Annotated in this window: 14 protein-coding genes; 5 read left to right on the forward strand and 9 right to left on the reverse strand. The window is 59.9% G+C overall.

Features of this window, described 5'->3' with window-relative positions:
• Positions 1 to 113 precede the first annotated feature (113 nt).
• The 5 genes from ACODS3_RS09235 to ACODS3_RS09255 form a co-directional block, all read right to left on the reverse strand.
• Positions 114 to 2027, reverse strand: a complete 1914-nt coding sequence (locus ACODS3_RS09235) for a cation-translocating P-type ATPase (RefSeq protein ID WP_489034022.1) — start codon at positions 2025 to 2027, stop codon at positions 114 to 116.
• Positions 2024 to 3097, reverse strand: coding sequence for a protease modulator HflK (gene hflK / locus ACODS3_RS09240; RefSeq protein WP_489034023.1), 1074 nt, complete (start codon positions 3095 to 3097; stop codon positions 2024 to 2026). The genes ACODS3_RS09235 and hflK (ACODS3_RS09240) overlap by 4 nt, the downstream gene beginning before the upstream one ends.
• Positions 3094 to 4107, reverse strand: a complete 1014-nt coding sequence (gene hflC / locus ACODS3_RS09245; protein ID WP_489034024.1) for a protease modulator HflC — start codon at positions 4105 to 4107, stop codon at positions 3094 to 3096. The genes hflK (ACODS3_RS09240) and hflC overlap by 4 nt, the downstream gene beginning before the upstream one ends.
• A gap of 11 nt (positions 4108 to 4118) precedes the next feature.
• Positions 4119 to 6068 carry a protease modulator HflK gene (gene hflK / locus ACODS3_RS09250; RefSeq protein WP_489034025.1) on the reverse strand — a complete coding sequence of 650 codons (1950 nt, stop codon included), beginning with the start codon at positions 6066 to 6068 and terminating at the stop codon, positions 4119 to 4121.
• A gap of 131 nt (positions 6069 to 6199) precedes the next feature.
• Positions 6200 to 6817 carry a TetR/AcrR family transcriptional regulator gene (locus ACODS3_RS09255; RefSeq protein ID WP_201019749.1) on the reverse strand — a complete coding sequence of 206 codons (618 nt, stop codon included), beginning with the start codon at positions 6815 to 6817 and terminating at the stop codon, positions 6200 to 6202.
• 262 nt (positions 6818 to 7079) lie between these two features.
• Here ACODS3_RS09255 and ACODS3_RS09260 point away from each other — a divergent pair, with 262 nt between their 5' ends.
• The 4 genes from ACODS3_RS09260 (at position 7080) to ACODS3_RS09275 (ending at position 12764) form a co-directional block, all read left to right on the forward strand.
• The gene (locus tag ACODS3_RS09260) at positions 7080 to 7826 is read left to right on the forward strand and encodes a YkgJ family cysteine cluster protein (protein WP_489034026.1); all 747 of its coding nucleotides are present in this window, start codon (positions 7080 to 7082) and stop codon (positions 7824 to 7826) included.
• 407 nt (positions 7827 to 8233) lie between these two features.
• Positions 8234 to 9853, forward strand: coding sequence for a glucan biosynthesis protein D (locus ACODS3_RS09265; RefSeq protein ID WP_489034027.1), 1620 nt, complete (start codon positions 8234 to 8236; stop codon positions 9851 to 9853).
• A gap of 307 nt (positions 9854 to 10160) precedes the next feature.
• A complete protein-coding gene (locus tag ACODS3_RS09270) occupies positions 10161 to 11468 on the forward strand; it encodes a hypothetical protein (RefSeq protein ID WP_489034028.1) in 1308 nt (435 codons plus the stop codon).
• 9 nt (positions 11469 to 11477) lie between these two features.
• The gene (locus tag ACODS3_RS09275) at positions 11478 to 12764 is read left to right on the forward strand and encodes a glycoside hydrolase 5 family protein (protein ID WP_489034029.1); all 1287 of its coding nucleotides are present in this window, start codon (positions 11478 to 11480) and stop codon (positions 12762 to 12764) included.
• On the opposite strand, the gene ACODS3_RS09280 is transcribed toward ACODS3_RS09275, so the two are convergent.
• Genes ACODS3_RS09280 through ACODS3_RS09295 form a run of 4 tightly spaced genes read right to left on the reverse strand, consistent with a single transcriptional unit; the run spans position 12758 to position 17454 of the window.
• Positions 12758 to 13411: a response regulator transcription factor gene (locus ACODS3_RS09280; RefSeq protein ID WP_489034030.1), complete on the reverse strand. Its 654-nt coding sequence runs from the start codon at positions 13409 to 13411 to the stop codon at positions 12758 to 12760. The two genes, ACODS3_RS09275 and ACODS3_RS09280, sit on opposite strands and share 7 nt — an antisense overlap.
• Positions 13411 to 14475, reverse strand: a complete 1065-nt coding sequence (locus ACODS3_RS09285; RefSeq protein WP_489034031.1) for a sensor histidine kinase — start codon at positions 14473 to 14475, stop codon at positions 13411 to 13413. The genes ACODS3_RS09280 and ACODS3_RS09285 overlap by 1 nt, the downstream gene beginning before the upstream one ends.
• Before the next feature lie 54 nt (positions 14476 to 14529).
• Complete coding sequence (locus tag ACODS3_RS09290; protein WP_201001326.1) at positions 14530 to 15831, reverse strand: ABC transporter ATP-binding protein; 1302 nt, start codon at positions 15829 to 15831, stop codon at positions 14530 to 14532.
• Positions 15832 to 15843: 12 nt separating this feature from the next.
• A complete protein-coding gene (locus ACODS3_RS09295; RefSeq protein WP_405046122.1) occupies positions 15844 to 17454 on the reverse strand; it encodes an ABC transporter permease in 1611 nt (536 codons plus the stop codon).
• A 445-nt stretch (positions 17455 to 17899) separates the two neighbouring features.
• Here ACODS3_RS09295 and ACODS3_RS09300 point away from each other — a divergent pair, with 445 nt between their 5' ends.
• On the forward strand, positions 17900 to 18652 hold the full coding sequence (locus ACODS3_RS09300) for a substrate-binding periplasmic protein (RefSeq protein ID WP_201019757.1): 753 nt from the start codon (positions 17900 to 17902) through the stop codon (positions 18650 to 18652).

An 18652-nucleotide genomic window follows, 5' to 3' on the forward strand; every position in this document is an offset into this window, starting at 1 on the left:
CGGGAACGGCCTTGTGCCCACTGATTCGAGCCAAACGTGCAGCCTTTCATGGATCACCCTAGTCTTGAATGACCATCAATTTGTAACAGAGTTCTTCGGGCTTGAGTGCCGTCTTACAATTTTAGTAGCGGCTCCTGAAAACGCAGCAAACGCCCGGCATTACCCAGCACCAGCAACGTGCTGAGGTTATGCAGCACAGCCGCAACCATGGCGCCAGCGACACCCAGCAGACCAAAGGCTGCCAGTGCAACAATAGCCAGTGTCCAGCCGAGGCCGATGATCACGTTCACTTGCAACGTCTGGCGACACAGGCGGCTAAGGCGTACGCAGGTGCCGAGACGACGCAAATCGCTGCCGATCAGCACGATATCCGCCGAAGCCAGCGCGATATCGGCACCACCTGCGCCCATGGCGACGCCGACAACACCTGCCTTCAAGGCCAGCGAATCGTTGATCCCGTCACCGACGACCATCGGTCTGAAGCCCTGGGCAATTTCACCCTTCACCCGGTTGAGCTTGTCTTCAGGCAGTGCCTGAGCCTGAACATCGACGATCCCCACTTCCCGCGCCAGATTGTCGGCCACGGTCTGGCGATCACCGGTCAGCAATAATTGCCGTCCCAGGCCCAGCTCGCGCAACTCGGCCAGCGCCTTGCTCGCCTCGGGCTTGAGGCTGTCCGACAGCAACAACCAAGCCTGGAATACCCCGCCCAGCGCCAGCCCGGCCAACGGGCCGTCATGCTCGGGCACCGCAGGCGTGGTAATTCCCAATTGCTCAAACAGCTCGGGACGTCCCAATGCCGCTTCGCCATGGGCTGTCGAAGCCACCACACCCAGGCCCTGACGTTCGCGAATATCGCTGAGCGCCAGCAGTTGATCCTTGTCCACCAGCCCGGCCAGTGCCCGGCTGACCGGATGGCTGCTGGCCGACCCGAGGCTGGCCGCCAACGGCAGCAGGTCTGCATACCCCGTGCTGTCCTGGATCGATTGAAGACGCAGGCTGCCAAACGTCAGGGTGCCGGTTTTATCCACAACCAGCGACGTCAGGTCCGCCAGCTCTTCGAGAAATGCCGAACTGCGGATCAGAATCCCGTGACGGGCCGCCACGGCAATGCCCGCAATGGCCGTGGCCGGAGCCGAAAGCACCAGCGCACAAGGACAGGCAGCGACCAGCACAGCCAGCATCGCCTGAGCATCCTGAGTGATGAACCAGGTCAGCGCGGCAATCAGCAACACCAGCACCATGTAGCTGCCGGCATAACGCTCCAGCAGACGAGTGATCGGCGGCTTGGAACGTTCCGCGCTTTGCATCAGCGCAATCACCTTGCCCAGCGTGGACTGGTCGCCAATGCGCGTCACCTCGATGCGCAGCAGGCCATCAAGGTTGATCGCTCCGCCGTAGACTTCCATTCCGGTCTGAGCTTCCAGCGGTATGGACTCGCCGGTAATGGAGGACGTATCGAGGCTGGCCTGACCGGAAATCACCCGGCCATCGGCAGGCACCCGATCACCGGCCCGCACCTCGACCTGATCGCCAGCCTGCAACGTCGAGTTGTCCACTTCATGAATGCTGCCATCGGCCTTGATCAACCGGGCGTGGCTGCGGGTCAGTTGGCCCAGCGCCTGAATGGCTTCCTGGGAACCGATCACGCTGCGCTCTTCCAGTACATGGCCGAAGATCATGATGATCGGCAGCAAGGCCGCCGTCATGAGGTCGCCTGTAGCCCATGCGCCCAGCATCGCCAGAGCAATCAACTGGTCGGTAATCCCGTGCAGGCTCGGGTGACGCAAACTGTGCCAGCCAGCACTGATCACCGGGATTGCCACCAGCAGCGAGGCCGCGCCCAGCAGCAACTGGCTGACGCCGGTCTGCTCAGGCGTAATCAGACGCCAGATCAGGCCCAGCCCCAATAAACCCAAAGCCAGCATGGCCAGGGTCAACTGACGGGCCGCGCTGCGTTGCTCCGCCCCGCTCAGCAGGCTGGCCGCTTCGGGTCTGGCGTGGGTGTGAACGGCTTCGCCACTCATTGTTCAGCTCCCTGAATGATCAGGCGGGAATCGTCTTTGGGGTCGACAGTAGTGACCGATCCGGCCTGACCGAGAATTTTCGGCACGCGCTCACGGTAGAGGCGTTGCAACAGACCAGGATCGTTGCGGTTCTGGATCGACTGCGCGAGGCTGGCAACGGTCGCGGTGTCGGTCTGGGCCTTGGCCAGTCGTTCCGACGCCTGGGCATGCGCCACCTGCAAGGTTCGGTCGGCTTGCTGGTTGGCAGCCTGAGTGAGCTTTTCCGCATCGTTATGGGCGTTGGCCACGGCCTGGTCCGCTTGCTGGCTGGCGGTCAGCACCGCATTAAAGGCGTTGACGGCGGCCTTGGGCAAGCTGGACTGCACATCCACCCGCGCCACCTCGATACCGACTCCAGCGCCTGTCGCCTCCAGTTCAGCCAGACGCTGGTTGATGCCGCGCACCAGATCGCCACGCAACCGCTCACGCCGTTCGGCAGCCTTGCTGTCAGCTCCGATAAGTTCGGGACGTGCAACCAGAATAGTGTCCAGATCTCGCGCCGCCGTCAGCGCCACGGCGCTGCGATTGACCAGCCGATCCAGTGCAGGCAGCACATGCTCGCTCTGGAGAACGAAAGCATATGGATCGGTCACCTTGTAGAACACCGTCACGTCGAGCTGGACGACACCCGCATCGCCCGTCAGCAGAAAGCCGGAGCCGGCCAGTGCATCGCTCATGGGCACGGCAAAGGTTGCGACCTCATCGGCCTTCTGGGCCTGAGGCGAGCGCAACAGGGTTTCCACCCGGCGCTCGATTACCCGATCCGCCGAAGGCAGCAGAACCACACGTTCCAGTGGCTGCGGCCAGGCAATCAGCAAACCGGCGTTCTGGATCCGCTCCAGCTCACCGAAGCGCATGACCACGGCACGGTTCTGGGGATCGATCTGTCGCACGTTGGAAGTCACCCAGCCCAGTGCCGCCAACAGCGTCACGCCATACAACCCCAGAAACGCCAGACGACTGGCCTGCAACCATGGGCTGTTGAACGCCGGACGCTGCGCTTCTGCCTCGACGCCTGAAGGCTCGCTCATGGCTGCGATCCACTCTTGCCGTCCAGTGTCGGCGGCCCGTCCACCAGCACCCGGAACGGCGCGGCATCGGTGCGCAGGATCAGCCTGGTGCCCGGCGTCACCACCGTGCCCAGCGTGTCGAGGGAGCGCAGCAGGTTGTAGAGCTGCGGCGAGCCCGCATAGGCGCGGCCATAGATCTCGGCGGCTTCGACCCGAGACTGAGCCTCGATATCCGCCGCCTTGACCGTGGCATCGGCTTCGACGATCCGCGCATCACGCTCGGCAGCCGAACGGATCTGCGCGGCTTCGCGCTTGCCGGCGGCCGTGCGCTCGGTGGCAATGGTTTCACGCTCGGCACGCATACGGTCGACCGTGGCGCTGAGCGTCACCGAAGGCAAGGTCAGGCGCTCCACGCCGACCTGCAGGACTTTCACGCCATAAGTCGTGAGCAACTGCTGCTCGATCTGCTGGCGCAGCTGGTTCTCGAAAGCCGTGATGTTCACTTTGCTGGCATCGGTATTGACCAGGTTCGACAAGTCGAAGCTACTGGCGGTGGTTTCCAGCGCCGAGCCGACGAAGGTGCGAATCTGCCGGGCAGCCTCATCGGGCTGGTTCTGTACGGCGCGCATGAAACGCTGCACGTTGTCCCCATCGCCCTGCACCTGCCACGCCACATAAGCCTGGACGATGATGCGCAGACCATCGCGGGTGCCCACATCCTGCAAACCGCTGGAGGTGGTGCGCAAACGCAGGTCCACAGGGATCGCCGCCTCGAACGGCGCAGGCCAGCGCCAGCTCAGGCCCGGCTCCAGCAAGACGCGGGACGGATTGCCGAAGCGGGTAATCACCGTCGCCTCCCCCGAACGAACCTGCACCAGACTCGCCGTGGCGACCGCAAATGCAATCAGCAATACCGCCAGCCCCATTCGCAGCCAGGGACGCTTCCCTGAGCCGACGGCTTCATCGTGATGATAGTGGTGATGCCCCCCATGGGCATGGTCGCTGTGGTCGTGATGATGGAACAGACTCAAGGGACGACTCCTTACTGAACGGCTTTACGCGGCGCCGTTGGGTCTGCCGGTGGGGTGAAGGTGCGAAGGTCGATGGTCGGCGCACTAGTGCCGCCCAGACGATGGTCGAGAACCAGCAGTCTGGCGCTGCCCAGGCCCTGGCTGAGCCGGGTCAGGTATTGCTCCAGCAGGAACGCTTGGCCCGCCTTGGCGTAGGCCTGTCGCTCGGCACTGAAACGCAGGTCCGCGCCTTGCGCCGTCGCCAGCACTTCACGTGCATTGGCACTGGCCTGGTCATGGGCGACGCTGGCATTGAGTTGCGCCTGATTGGCCTGGGCACTGGCCGCGCCGCGCTCGCGGGCGATCAAGGCCTGGGCGCTGATCTGCGCAGCCTGCACGGCATGGTAGGCATTGGCGGCACCGGCTGGTGGATGGATGGCTTCGACCACCGTGGCGAGAATTTCCACGCCACTATCGAGACGCTGCAAGTCGGCCTGGACCGCTTTGCCTATGTCTTCGGCCAGCCCTGTGCGTTGTTCGCCGAGCAGCTCATCCAGCGTGCGGGAAGCGAAGTCGTGGACCAGCACACGGCTGGCGGTGCTGCGAATCAGGGTCGGCACATCGGCACTGTTGTAGGTCGCGGCAAGCGCAGCGGCGTCGGTCAAGCCGATGCGATAGACAAAGCGCACATCCATGTTCACCACCTGGAAGCTCTGCTTGTCACCCGTGCTGCTGGCGATCACCTGGGATTTCTCGTTGATGTGGCTGGCGTCCCACAGGCGATTGGCGCTGGCGGGCGGCGGACCTTCGGCAGGGTCCAGAAGCTGTTCCACGGCACTGGCCTCGGAAACGCTGGTGGCCATCTCGTGAACCACGCCGTTTTCCACCGCCAGCACCTTGCCGAACGGCCATGGCAACCCGACATGCAGACCCGGCCCGAACACCTCGACCGGTTTGCCGAAGCGCTCATAAATCCCGCGCCCCTGCATTGAAATTTCATGCACGCCCGTAAGCGCCCAGCCCAAGGCAGCAACCACCGCCAGCACCGGCAGAAACGCACGCCGCATATAGCTCAGCGCCCAGATCTGGCGCAGGTCGATACCAAACCGGTTATGCAATTCATGCTGCAAAACCAGCAACGGCCGAGGCGGCCAGCGCAACAGATCGGCAATCAGGCTGCTGGCCATCAAGCGTGGCTCAAGACGCTCATTGCGCGGAGTGAAGAGCGACAGCAGCGCCCGAAGCAGGAATTCGACAGCGACCAACGCTGGCAGGATGCCGACCAGCACCGCCAGCCGTGGCGGCCAGACGCGATCCACGCTGGCAAAGAACAGACACAGCGCCCCGACCAGCAAGACCCCGATGACCATGCGGGTCAGTTGCGCCAGTTGCCCGGCTTCAGGCCATTGGGCGGTCTGTTCGTGACTGAACTGCCGCTCCAGCACCAGCAATCCGAAAGCCATCAGCAGCATGAGGCTGCCCGCCAGACTGGCGACAGATGACAGCTCGGTGCCGGGCAAGCTCAAGTCCCAGACCATGCGGATACATATCAGCGCCAGCAGCGACCAGCCGGCAAGCCACAATGCCGCGGTGCCCAAGTGTGCGAGCATGGATTCGCCAGCATCGCTGAGCCGGGTCAGCAGGCGCTCGTACCAACCGGCTTCGTCGATCTGCGGCAACGTCTGGCTCTGTTCAAGCGGCGCGAGTGTGCCCAGGGCACGAGCGCGCCAGCGGGCGATCCCCAGCGCCGATTGCAGTCCGGCTGCCAGCAACAACAAGGCAGCAGCACCGTTGACGAGCACCGCCATCCACAAGGAACTGGGGGAAAACAGATCGACGAACAGCGCCAGCAACAGCACCGTGATGCTCGTGCCGACAGCCAGGTACCTGAGCCGACTCAGGCGCTGTGCCTGTTGTGCAGCCAGTTGAAAGCGCGGCAAACCCTCAAGGCCTGCGCGCCCGATATCCAGATCAACCCGCATTGCTACCCCGGAACCTGACTAACCCCATGAATGATAGCGTTACGATATAACGCTTATCGTGAAACTTTCGTCAGGTGACTCCGCGTCTCTGGCCGCTACGAGCAAACAATATTGTTCAGCAGCCCGGCCTGCTATCTCTCAGAAGGAGAAGGCCAGACAGACATGGCCAAATCCACGATCTCAAACAGCTTCTGCCGATCCGCTCCGTCGCGTGCCTGTGCCGCCACTCCCTGAAGTATTGCCATGAAAAACCCCGCCAGAACCGCAGCGTCAGTGCCAGGAGGAAGTTCACCTTTCTGGATGCCTCCCCTGATCGTTGAGACGAAGTCGGTTTCCATGTCACGGCGAATTGCAGCCAGATGTTCGCGGACATCGGCAGCCGCTTCCGAACAACTGACCGCAGCCGTGGCGAGCAGACATCCGGAAGAACCTGAATTGGCTGTAAACACATCGACTGCATGATGCAATGAACCCAGAACGCTTTCACGAACTGTAGCGTTCGCATCAAGCTCCTTTCTGGAAGCCATTCCCTTTTTGACATACAGATCCACAACCTCCAGAAAAAGCTGTTTCTTGTCTCCGAAGGCGGCATAGATGCTTGGAGCGGTGACCCCCATTGCCTTGGTCAGCGTGGCCATGGACGTGGATTCATAGCCATGCTCCCAGAAAGCGAGCATTGCCTTTTCCAGTACGACATCGCGGTCAAAAGAAAGCGGACGTCCCGATTTTTTAGATTCGACTGTTTTCATAATGATCGCTATGAAATGTTTGACAGCGTCTGCGTGGCCGGGATAAAAGCATTTCGTAATGAACGCTACGAAATATAAGGCTTGAAAAATTATGTCACATAAATGGTTACAAGTTGGCCTGCAAGCAGACAACCCGTCGTGACGTCGAGCGTGGAAAGCCTATAGCTCACCCCCCTGAAAACAAAATGACGGTCTGACTCAAGCTTCCAGCCTGGGCACAGGTTCGTCCGTGCGAATAAATCTGTAGCTCCAGGTATGGAACATGCCAAGCAATGTAATCCGATATAACTGCGTGGGTTGCGGTATCTGCTGTAAAGGCCGGCTTGTACCCTTGACGCTGAACGAAGCCGAACAATGGCTGGCTCGCGGACACGATGTAGCGGTAATCCTGGAGGCCTTCAACGAGCTGACCTGGCCAGCCGATTCAAGAGAATATGCGCACAGCGCTGGCAGGTCGGTCGCGGTCAACGATGCCCAGAGCAGCATTCGCGTCATTGCGGTGTTCGCTGGCAATGCCCTTGAACAATGCCCGAATCTGCGTGCGGATAACCTGTGCGGTATCTATGAAGAACGCCCGCTGGTCTGCCGGATTTACCCGATGGAAATCAATCCATTCATCGAGGTGAACAAGGACAACAAGATCTGTCCGCCCGAGTCCTGGGAAAGCGGCGACATCCTGTGTACCGATGGCGTAGCCAATCCCGAACTTCAGGCACTGGTCAACCGCTCCAGGCAAGCCGACATCGTTGACGCTGCGGCCAAGATAGCAGTCTGCGCACAACTGGGCATCAAGGTGGCCAGTTGGAAGGAAGATGCATTCGCTGTCTACTTCCCGGAGCGTTTGCAACTGATCGATGCGATACGCAGCAGCAAGGAGGCCACCGTAGAGGACTGGAGAGAAAACTGGAAAGTACGGGTCGATGATCCGCAACTGCACGAGCGCCTGCTTGCACACCATATTCCGCTGGCCGCCGCGGATGACTGTGACTATATCTTTCACAAGTTGTAGCAAGGCAATGGCAAAAGCTCCTGGCGTTCAAGCCCGTGAGCACCCCGATTGGCGGGTTGAGCCGCCTGAAAGGCATGGCAAAATGATTGCTGAATATTGCATAGCGAATGGCTTCCAGACGTCACGCAAACTCAACTTCCTGACCGCTCATTCGCACCCGACTCGTCTGAAAGCCTTATGCCAAGCGGCGATGAGCGGGATGAGGCGGTCGAGCCGGTTCTGAAAACCTTCCCGCCCTGCCCTTCAAGTGCTGTATTCATTGACGATGAGCGGCATTTTTTTTCACCTATTTTGGAACAGCATCTCGTCTTTGTTATCTGTTGTGGGTAGTTTGCGTTCGGCAAGGAGTCGTTGGCGCGCCATTTTCTTGTGCAGGACGCACAGAATTACTCAGAGGCTTCACTTTTATGAATCGCAGGAATCTCCTTAAAGCTTCCATGGCGTTGGCCGCCTATAGCAGCTTGCCAGCCTCGGGGCTTTTTGCTGCGCGAGCGCTTGCCGCAGCTGCGGACGGCGAGATAGAACATTTCGATTTCCCGACATTGCAGGCTCACGCCAAACAACTGGCCGGCAAGGCCTATGTCAGCACCAAGCAGGTGCTGCCGCCGGTATTGGCGAACATGACGCCGCTGCAATTCAACGCCATCCGCTATGACGCCGCGCACTCCTTGTGGCATGACGTCAAAGGCCAGCTCGACGTACAGTTCTTCCACGTCGGCATGGGCTTCAAGACGCCCGTGCGCATGTACAGCCTCGACGCCAAGACCAAACAGGCGCGCGAAGTGCATTTCCGTCATGAACTGTTCAATTACGAGAACAGCGGCATCGACAAAAATCTGGTCAAGGGCGACCTGGGCTTTGCCGGATTCAAGCTGTTCAAGGCTCCACAAATCGCCGTCAACGATATCGTGTCGTTCCTGGGCGCCAGTTATTTCCGCGCAGTGGACGGCAACAATCAGTACGGCCTGTCAGCACGCGGTCTGGCCATCGACACCTACGCCAAGCGCCAGGAAGAGTTTCCCGACTTCACCAAGTTCTGGTTCGAGACGCCAGACAAGAATGCCACCCGTTTCGTGGTCTATGCCTTGCTGGACTCGCCGAGCGCCACAGGTGCCTATCGCTTCGACATCGATTGCCAGTCCGGTCAGGTGGTGATGGAAGTCGACGCACATATCAACGCGCGGGCCGACATCGAGCAACTGGGCATCACGCCGATGACCAGCATGTTCAGTTGCGGTACCCACGAGCGCCGCATGTGCGACTCGATTCACCCGCAACTGCACGACTCCGACCGGCTGGCCATGTGGCGCGGTAACGGCGAGTGGATCTGCCGCCCGCTGAACAACCCGACCAAACTGCAATTCAACGCCTTCTCCGACAAGGACCCGAAGGGCTTCGGCCTGGTGCAGTACGACCACAACTTTGCCAGCTATCAGGATACGGTTGTCTGGTACCACCGCCGCCCAAGCCTGTGGGTCGAGCCCACGACGCCGTGGGGTGAAGGCGAGGTCAGCCTGCTGGAGATCCCGACCACGGGCGAAACGATGGATAACATCGTGGTGTTCTGGACCCCCAAGGCCAAGGTCAAGGCTGGCGAGTCACTCAACTACGGCTACAAGCTGTTCTGGAGCCCGCTGCCACCGGTCAGCACTCCGCTGGCTCAGGTCAATGCGACCCGTTCGGGCATGGGCGGCTTTACCGAAGGCTGGGCACCGGGCGAGCATTACCCAAAATACTGGGCACGTCGTTTTGCAGTGGACTTCCACGGCGGCGGCCTGGATCGTCTCCCCGAAGGTACAGGTATCGAGCCAGTGCTCAAGGTTTCCCACGGCAAGGTCCAGGACTTCAACATCCTGGTGCTGCCGGACATCAAGGGCTACCGCATCACCTTCGACTGGTTGCCTGACAGCGACTCGGTAGAGCCGGTGGAAATGCGCATGTTCATCCGCACCGGGGATCGCACCCTGAGTGAAACCTGGCTGTACCAGTACTTCCCGCCTGCACCGGACAGACGCAAGTACCCGTAATGTTCTGAAACCCGTAACAGTTGCAGGACCGGATTTATCCGGGAAGACATGATTGCTGACGGTGAAGAGGCAGTGAATGCACTGGCCTCTTCCCGGATAAATCCGGTCCTGCCTGGTTTTGATCACCTCTAAAAGTTGACAGTATCGTGAACTGCGACTGATATATCCCTTGTCACGCCGTTGCGAGCATTCGCTCCAGACTTGTTTCCCCTCCTCAAGCTCATCCCCTTATCGGCCCGTCTGTCGCGGTCGAGGGCGGTAGCTATGCCCATCCGAAATTCCTGACGCTCTTCAGAAGGCCTACATCATGGAGTTGAACCCTGTGGACAATACGGGCGAGAAACCGTCGCTCCTGTCTTTCGATAAGTCGACCGTAGTGGTGCTGGTTGCCATCGGTCTGATTCTGGTCGAAACCTTTTCCGGCGCCCTGCGTTTCTATTTCGACAAGGTCGGCATCAGCCCGCTGCTCTATCTGCCCAAGATGGCCTGCGTCCTGCTGTTCGTCATGGAGTTGCGCACCCTCAAGGCCGGAAGACTGTTCTGGACATGCATGGTGCTGTGGCTGATTTACGCACTGCTGGCGATGCTGCACAGAGCCCATGTATTCAATCTGGCATTCAGCCTGTTCGCCTTGAGCCCGCTGTTTTTCGGGCTGGTGTGCAGCGAGCACCTGTTCCATCGAAGAAAGCTGCTCGGCTGGGCCATCGGCTTTTGTCTGCTGGCATCTCTGGTGGGGCTGGCGCTGGACAAGTTCACCTTCGTGCCCTGGAAAGGCTACAGCTACAGCGTGGGAGAAACGCAACTGAGCGCCAACACATCCTGGAGTTCGGATGAGGAAGACCGGGTCGCCGGGTTCGCCCGGATGTCCAGCCTGCTGGCCATACTCATCGCCATCTACAGCCTGTATCTGCTCATGTTCATCCGCTCGCGCCCGGTCCTCATGGTGCTGAGCGCAGTGGCGCTCTACGCGATTGTGCTGACCACCAGCAAAGGCCCAGCCGTCGCTTTTATGCTGACTCTGGGTTTGTTGCTGATCCAGCGCATGACCTGGATCTGCCGGCTTGCCTGCATCATGGCAGTCATGGCCGGTCTGCTGCTGCCGACGCTGGGCCTGCTGTATGACTTCGATGCCCGAACGGTCAGCAGCGGTGGCAGCTCGATGGCATCGCTGTATGACCGGCTGAACAATACCTGGCCCAACATCGTCGAAGCCATGACCTTTGCGGGCTGGGGCATTACCGGCGCGGGCTTCGGAATGGTCGGCAGTACGCTGACGATGTTCCCGGTTCCAGGTGCCGATATTTTCATGACCATCGACAGCAGCGTCATGTACCTGTGGGTGATGCTGGGCGCGACCGGGCTACTGCTGTATGCACTGCAGATTCCCATGTTCTTCGCATTGATCAACGATCAGAGCCACAAGGGTCGCATGTTGCTGGCGATCAGCTTTTGCTGCTGCCTGATCAGTTGGACCACGGACATCTTCGAGGTAGCGGTAGCCAACCTGTTCATCGGCCTGACCATAGGCCATGTGGTGTTCGCCAAGCGTGAAGAAGATGCTCTGGCAACCCGTTCACCGGAAATCCAGATCAGCACCCTCCCCGCGCAATACTGAGGCTTCAACATGAAAACCCTTGCATGCCTGCTGCTGGGTTGCCTGGCCGGTAACGCATCGGTGCAGGCCGAACCGGTATTTCTGGTCGGTATCGGCACCCATTTGATGAACTTCGACCAGCCCGTCCGGCAGCCGCTGAACCTTGCCGCGCAGGCAGGCTTCAACGCGGTCAGGGACGATATCTTCTGGTCGACCGCCGAACCCAGTCCCAATCAGTTGCGTATCGTTCCGCAATGGCGCAATTACCTGAACCTGGCCAGCGACCTGAACCTCAACAGAACGGCAATCCTGGGCTACAGCACCTACTTTCATGGCAATGCCAAGCCGCGCACGCCCGAAGTCACGGTGCCCTTTCTGAAATACGTCGATTACGTCAGCCGACAACTGGGCAACAAGGTCAGCTTTTACGAGGTCTGGAACGAGTGGGATCTGGACGGGCCAAAAGACCGCAAACTCAGTCTGGATTATGCAGACCTGGTGCGCAGCACCGTGCCGGTGATTCGCCAGAACACCCTCAATGCCAACGGCACTCCGGCAAAGATCCTGGCAGGAGCCATTACCCGCGACGGCATGAATGGTGGTTTCGCGGATGGCCTGATCGAAAGCGGCGTGCTAGATCTGGTGGACGGCCTTTCCCTGCATCCTTACGCCCATTGTTCCGCTACCAACGGCAATACGCCGGAAGCCTGGGTGCGCTGGATGACCCGCTACGAGCTGGACATCCGCACCCGTGTTGGCCGCGCTGTGCCGCTCTACCTCACGGAAATGGGCTGGCCCAGCCATCAGGGGCCTTGCGGCAAAAGTGAAGTGACCCAGGCCGTGTACATGGCGCGGATCTTTTTCCTGTCGCGCACGGTGCCCAATGTCAAAGGCCTGTGGTGGTACGACCTGCTCAATGACGGACCGAACCGTTACGACCAGGAGCACAACTTCGGAGTGCTCAATGAAGACCTCTCGCCCAAGCCCGCCTACACCATGATGCAAGCCATTGCGCCGGTCATCAGCAGCTTCACCTACGATGCACAGGCCAGCACCCTGAGCGACAGCACTTACCTGCTGTACTTCGACAAGGGTGATGAGCGTGTTCTGGTGGCCTGGGCAATCGGCGCACCGAAAGACGAAAAAATCATCAGCGACAAGCCCATGAGCGGCCCGGTGAGGCTGACCGATACCATCAACCCCGAACAGGGCCGCATCGACAGCAAGCAGTCATGGCAGTGCCAGGCAAGCCGCTGCTCGACCTCGGTCAGGCTGACCAACTTCCCCAAGATCATCAGCCTGAGCAGCAATCACTGATCGTGCGACACCGCTGATGGCTGAATGCGCTCGGCAAACTTGACCAGATCCGCCAATGAGTCCGCCTGCATCTTGCGCATGACCGAGCCACGCCGGACCTTGACCGTTATCTCGCTCACGTTGAGCCGGTCCGCAATCTGCTTGTTCAGCAGGCCGCTGACCACAAGGTCCATCACCTGCTGCTCACCGGCATTGAGGCTTGCATAACGCCGTTGCAACTCGGTTTCCACTGCGCTGGCCTGACGTCTTGCCCGGTCCCGCACCAAGCCTTGCTGGATGGCGTCCAGCAAATCCTGCTCGCGAAAAGGCTTGGTCAGAAACTCCAGAGCCCCCGCCTTCATCGCCCGCACCGACATGGGAATATCACCATGACCGGTGATGAAAATCACCGGCAGGCCGATGCCCCACTTCACCATATCACGCTGAAAATCCAGGCCGCTCATGCCCGGCATGCGCACGTCCAGAATCAGGCAACCGGGCGCATCGGGCCGCGAGGCGTCGAGAAACTCCTGAGTCGAGCCAAACAGCATGGAGCGCAGCCCGACCGAGGCCAGCAAGTCCTCCAGAGACGAGCGCACCGACTGATCGTCGTCGACCACGTAAATGATCGGTTCCTCGACCTGCGGGGTCGGAACGATTGTTTTCATCAGCTCTCCATCTTTGCGGTAGGCAGGGTGAAGTGAAACGTCGCGCCGCCTTGCTCGCCGGGTGTCATCCAGATGCGTCCGCCATGGGCTTCGATAATGGAGCGGCTGATCGCCAGCCCAATCCCCATCCCCTGTTCTTTGGTCGTGTAGAAAGCATCGAAAATCCGGTCGAGATGTTCCGCCGGAACGCCGATACCGTTATCGCGCACCGAAAATCCGATATCCGCGCCAGCGCTCCAGTCGACCACCACCTGCAACTGGCCATGGCCTGACTCAAGACCGCTCATGGCGTCCATCGCATTGAGCATCATGTTCAGCAACACCTGCTGGATCTGCACCCGGTCGGCCAACAGCGGAGGCAAGCCGTCGGGAATTTCCACCGTCAGGGTAATGCCCTGCTGGTTCATTTCACTATGGGCGAGGGAAACGATTTCGGCGACGGCATCGGCCACGCTCACCCACTCCTTGTGGGTCGGGGCCGGTTTCGCCAGCGCACGCACATGCACGATTACATCACTGGCCCGATTGGCATCACCGATCATGCGCTCGATGGCCTGTCGGGCCTTGGGCAGATTCGCAGGCTCGCTGGCCAGCCAGCGCAGCCCGGCATTGCCACTGGTGACAATCGCCGCCAGAGGCTGATTGACCTCATGGGCGATGGAAGCCGTCAGTTCGCCCAACATATTGACCCGGGCAATCTGCGCCAACTGGGTACGCGCCTCATGAACCGTCCGGACTGCCGCTGCCAGGCGCAATGCCAGATACGTCGTCATGGCGATGGCCAAGAGGCTGATACCACAATTGATCAGCCCCGCTTCGCTGGAGCGGGAAGTGGTCAGTTCATAACTGAGCACCGTCAGCCCCATACACGCCAGCGCGACCGCGATCACGCCGCCAGCGGGCATGAACCTGACAGCCATGAGCACCACGGCAATCTGAAAGACACCGACCGCGATTTCCAGATCCGTCAGCGTATCGGCAATCGCAATGGCCACCGCCAGGGCGAGCAATAAGGCCAGTCGAACAGCCATTGCCGCCTTGCCAAAGGTTTTCGACTCGCGCATTGCCCGTGTCTCGCTCGTTGATGAAAGCTGAATATGCCAGTTTTCCTGCAAAGCTTATGAAGGATTGTCGAGGCTGAACTGATCCAGCAATTCATCATAGGCAAAAAGCTCGGCATAGCGGCCCCACTGGGTGACGCTGCGCAAGGTCTGCATCGCATCGCCTTCGGACATGAAGTCTTCGAGCTGGTCACGAAAGCGTCGCGCAGGCGCGGTATGGGTTGCGCGATCATCCAGAACCCGGCGGATATGCGCCACCAGCGGCACGAAACTCAGCAGATGGTGGGCGAAGAGCTGCTTGCGCTCGTCGACATCCGCCAGCGCATAACGACGCGCAGCCGGCAGCAGGCGGATATCGCCACCCTTGAGTTCGGCAAAGCGCAGCAATTGCAGGACTTCGGCAATCGGGAACAGCTCATCGGCGTTGTAGTGCAGCGCGCTCGCCAGCTCCGGCAAATCCGCCGTGGCACCATAAGGCGGTGCATGAATCGCCTCGATCAGCCCGGCCAGCGCGTTGATTGATACCTGCGGCAGCACCATGCCCAACCCAGTCCCCGGAAAAACGCCCTGACGCAACTCGCCAGCGCCACTGTCCTGAGTCATGAGCACGTAGATCTCCTCGACCAGCGCCCTGAAAGACGGGTCCTGACGATTGCGCGGCTGCGGCAGGTCGACCTTGATTTCGCTGACCACCCGACCGGGGTTGGAGGAGAACAGCAGGATGCGATCACACATCAGCACCGCTTCGGCAATGTTGTGGGTCACCATCAGGATGGACTTGATGGGCATCCGGCCTTCCGACCACATGTCCAGCAGGTCGGTGCGCAAGGTTTCGGCGGTCAGCACGTCGAGGGCAGAAAAAGGCTCGTCCATCAGCAGCACGTCGGGGTCGATCACCAGAGCACGGGCCATGCCCACACGCTGGCGCATGCCGCCCGACAGCTCCTTGGGATAGGCGCTCTCGAAACCGTCCAGGCCAATCAGGTCGATGGCCGCCAGTGCGCGCTTGCGACGCAATTCGGCAGGCACTCGCTGCGCCTCCAGGCCAACCTCCACGTTCTCCAGCACTGTCAGCCACGGGAACAGCGCAAAGCTCTGGAAAACCATGCTCACGGTGGGTGCGCGCCCTTGCGGCCCGGCGGGGAAACTCACTTCGCCAGCGGTGGGCACCACCAGACCGGCAATCGAGCGCAGCAACGTGGACTTGCCCGAACCCGAGCGGCCCAGCAGCCCGATGATCTCGTTTTCGTTGAGCTTCAGCGTCACGTTATCGAGCACCAGACGCTCTTTGCTGGCCTTGCCGTAGACATGCCGGACGTCACGGACATCCACCAGGCAGCGCTTTTCGATAGTCATCATGGCTTCCACTCCTCAAACCAGGCTCAAACGCCGCTCGGCAAACCCGTACAGCGGGCGCCAGAGCAGGCGGTTGAAAGCAATTACAAACACCGACATCACGACAACACCCAAGGCAACCCTGGCAAAATCCCCGGCCTGAGTAGCGTTGGCGATATACGAGCCCAGCCCGGTCGCCTCCAGCGACTTGTCGCCCCAGGACACGGCCTCGGCCACGATGCTGGCGTTCCACGAACCACCCGAAGCGGTGAGCGCTCCAGTGATGTAGTAAGGGAAGATCCCCGGCAAGGCCACGCGCCGCCACCATTGCCAGCCGCGCATGTTGAACATCCCGGCCACCTCGCGCAGATCGGTCGGCAACGCGCTGGCCCCGGCGATCACGTTGAACAGGATGTACCACTGAGTCCCCAGGACCATGAGCGGCGAGAGCCAGATATCCGGGTTCAGGTTCAGCCCGACAATGGCGATGACTGCAAACGGAAACAGCACGTTGGCAGGGAACGCCGCGAGAAACTGCGCGACCGGTTGCAGGCGCTCAGCCCACGCCGGGCGCAGGCCGATCCAGACGCCAATCGGCACCCAGATCAGGCTGGCAATGACAATCAACAGGACCACACGCAACATGGTCGCCAGCCCCAGACCAAAAGCGTTCAGTGCGTCGTCCAGCCCCAGTGACGCACCGATGAAATGCATCAGCCAGACACTGCCAGACACACAAGCAGCCAACACCAGCATCCGCCAGAAGCCGTCAGCCAGACGGGAAGACTCCGGCCTGGATACCGCTTTGCGGGAGCGCCCCAAGGCCGTCCAGTCCATCGACATCAATACCCGCCATGGCACCGTGAACACCGTGCAGAGCGCCGGAATCAGACGCGAACGCCCCAACAGGCTGTACATCCACGAACGCGGACGCTTTTGCGAAGCCGTCTGCTCGAAACGAAACTTGTCAGCCCAGGCCACCACCGGCCGAAACAGCAACTGGTCGTAGCACAGGATCACCAGCGCCATGGCGCCAACCGCCCAGGCCACCGCTGCCATGTCCTTGCGGGCTATCGCCAGAGCCAGCCAGGAACCGATGCCCGGCAGGTTGATCTGGGTGTCGGCAACCGAAATAGCCTCACAGGCCACGACAAAGAACCAGCCACCGGACATCGACATCATCATGTTCCAGACCAGTCCCGGCATGGCGAATGGCAATTCCAGCCGGACAAACCGGAGCAACGGCGAGAAACCGAACTGACGACTGACTTCATTCAAATCGCTCGGCACCGTGCGCAGCGATTGATAGAAACTGAACGTCATGTTCCAGGCCTGGCTGGTAAAGATGGCAAAGACGGCGGCCAATTCCGCACCCAGTTGCCGACCGGGAAACATGCCCATGAAAAAGGTCACGGTAAATGCCAGAAAACCCAGGACCGGCACGGACTGCAAGATATCCAGCGCGGGCACAATAATCATCTCGGCCTTGCGACTCTTGGCCGCCAACGTGGCCACGATGAACGTAAAGATCAATGAAGCCGCCAAGGCAGCGAACATGCGCAAAGTCGTGCGCAATGCATAATCCGGCAACTGTGCCGGATCGAGCACCATGGGCGTGCTTTCCAGCGCGGCCAAGGGTTGCGTCATCTGATGGACACCGTGAAACACCAATACCGCGATCACCGCCAGAAGCAGCACGCAGATGAAGTCGGCCAGACCGGACACAGGGCTGCGTGTCGCACCGTATTTAATGGCTGGCAATTTTTTATCGGATTCAAAGACAGAGTTCATTGCTCACCTCGAACAATTGCGTACAGGCAAGGGCGGCAAGTATCAAAAGACCTGGCCGTGAGCGTTGAGCGGAAAGTTATGAAAAACAACAGTGCTCTATTACACGGCCAAGTTTATAGAAGTCCGTGAAATGCTTAAAACCTGCAAAAGTAGCCAATTAACAAACTTGCATATAACTTCCCTATACCAAGGTATATCGGTGCAGGGTCCTCTAAACCGATTGGGCAAGAACTATCCATATCATTGCCACACGCAACGACTACATTGAGTATTCAGCAAGGACTTCGCAGGGAAACCGGGCATGAGATTTGGGCTACTGGTCACAGGCTTTGTTCTGGCACTGCTGCAACCGACAGGGCATGCGCTGTCAGCTCCGTATCTGGCGGGAGGCAGCGAGTGGCGACCGTTCAGCTATGCGGATGAGCAGGGCAACCTGCAAGGGATATCCATCGACATCGGGCGGCGCGTGCTGGAGATGGCGAATATCGATGCAGAATTCGTTTCCTATCCGGTCAATCGTCTGCAAGCCATGCTGGACAAGGACCAGATCGACCTGAACTATGCCGACTCGCCCAGTTGGAACAGCCCCGAAGATTTAAAGCGCTATGTGTTTTCCATCCCGTACATGACCGTAAAGGAGCACCTGTACTTCGTCACGGATCACCCGGCAGCCACAACCCCTGTGGATAAACTGCACGACCTGACCATTGGCATGGTTCGGGGATATACCTATCGCGCACTGGAAACCGCTTTTGCCCAGAGGCGTGTTTCCAGGCTGGAAACCTCGCAGGACCTGGCACTGCTCGAACTGCTGCAAACCCGGCGTGTAGACACCGTGGCCATGATCGATGAGCTATACGATTACCTGATCGCCAGCCATCGAATCGACCCCGCCAACTTCCGCCAGGGCGCCCAACTCAGCGAAGCGCCACTGGCGATCAAGTTGCAGCGCAGGCACGCCGCTCTCCTGCCACAAATCAACGCCGCGATCCTCAACCTGCAACGTAATGGCGAAGTGGAGAGAATCCGCCAGTCATACCTGCCAGCCCTGTAG

This window comes from Pseudomonas sp. FG43 (assembly GCF_057809175.1).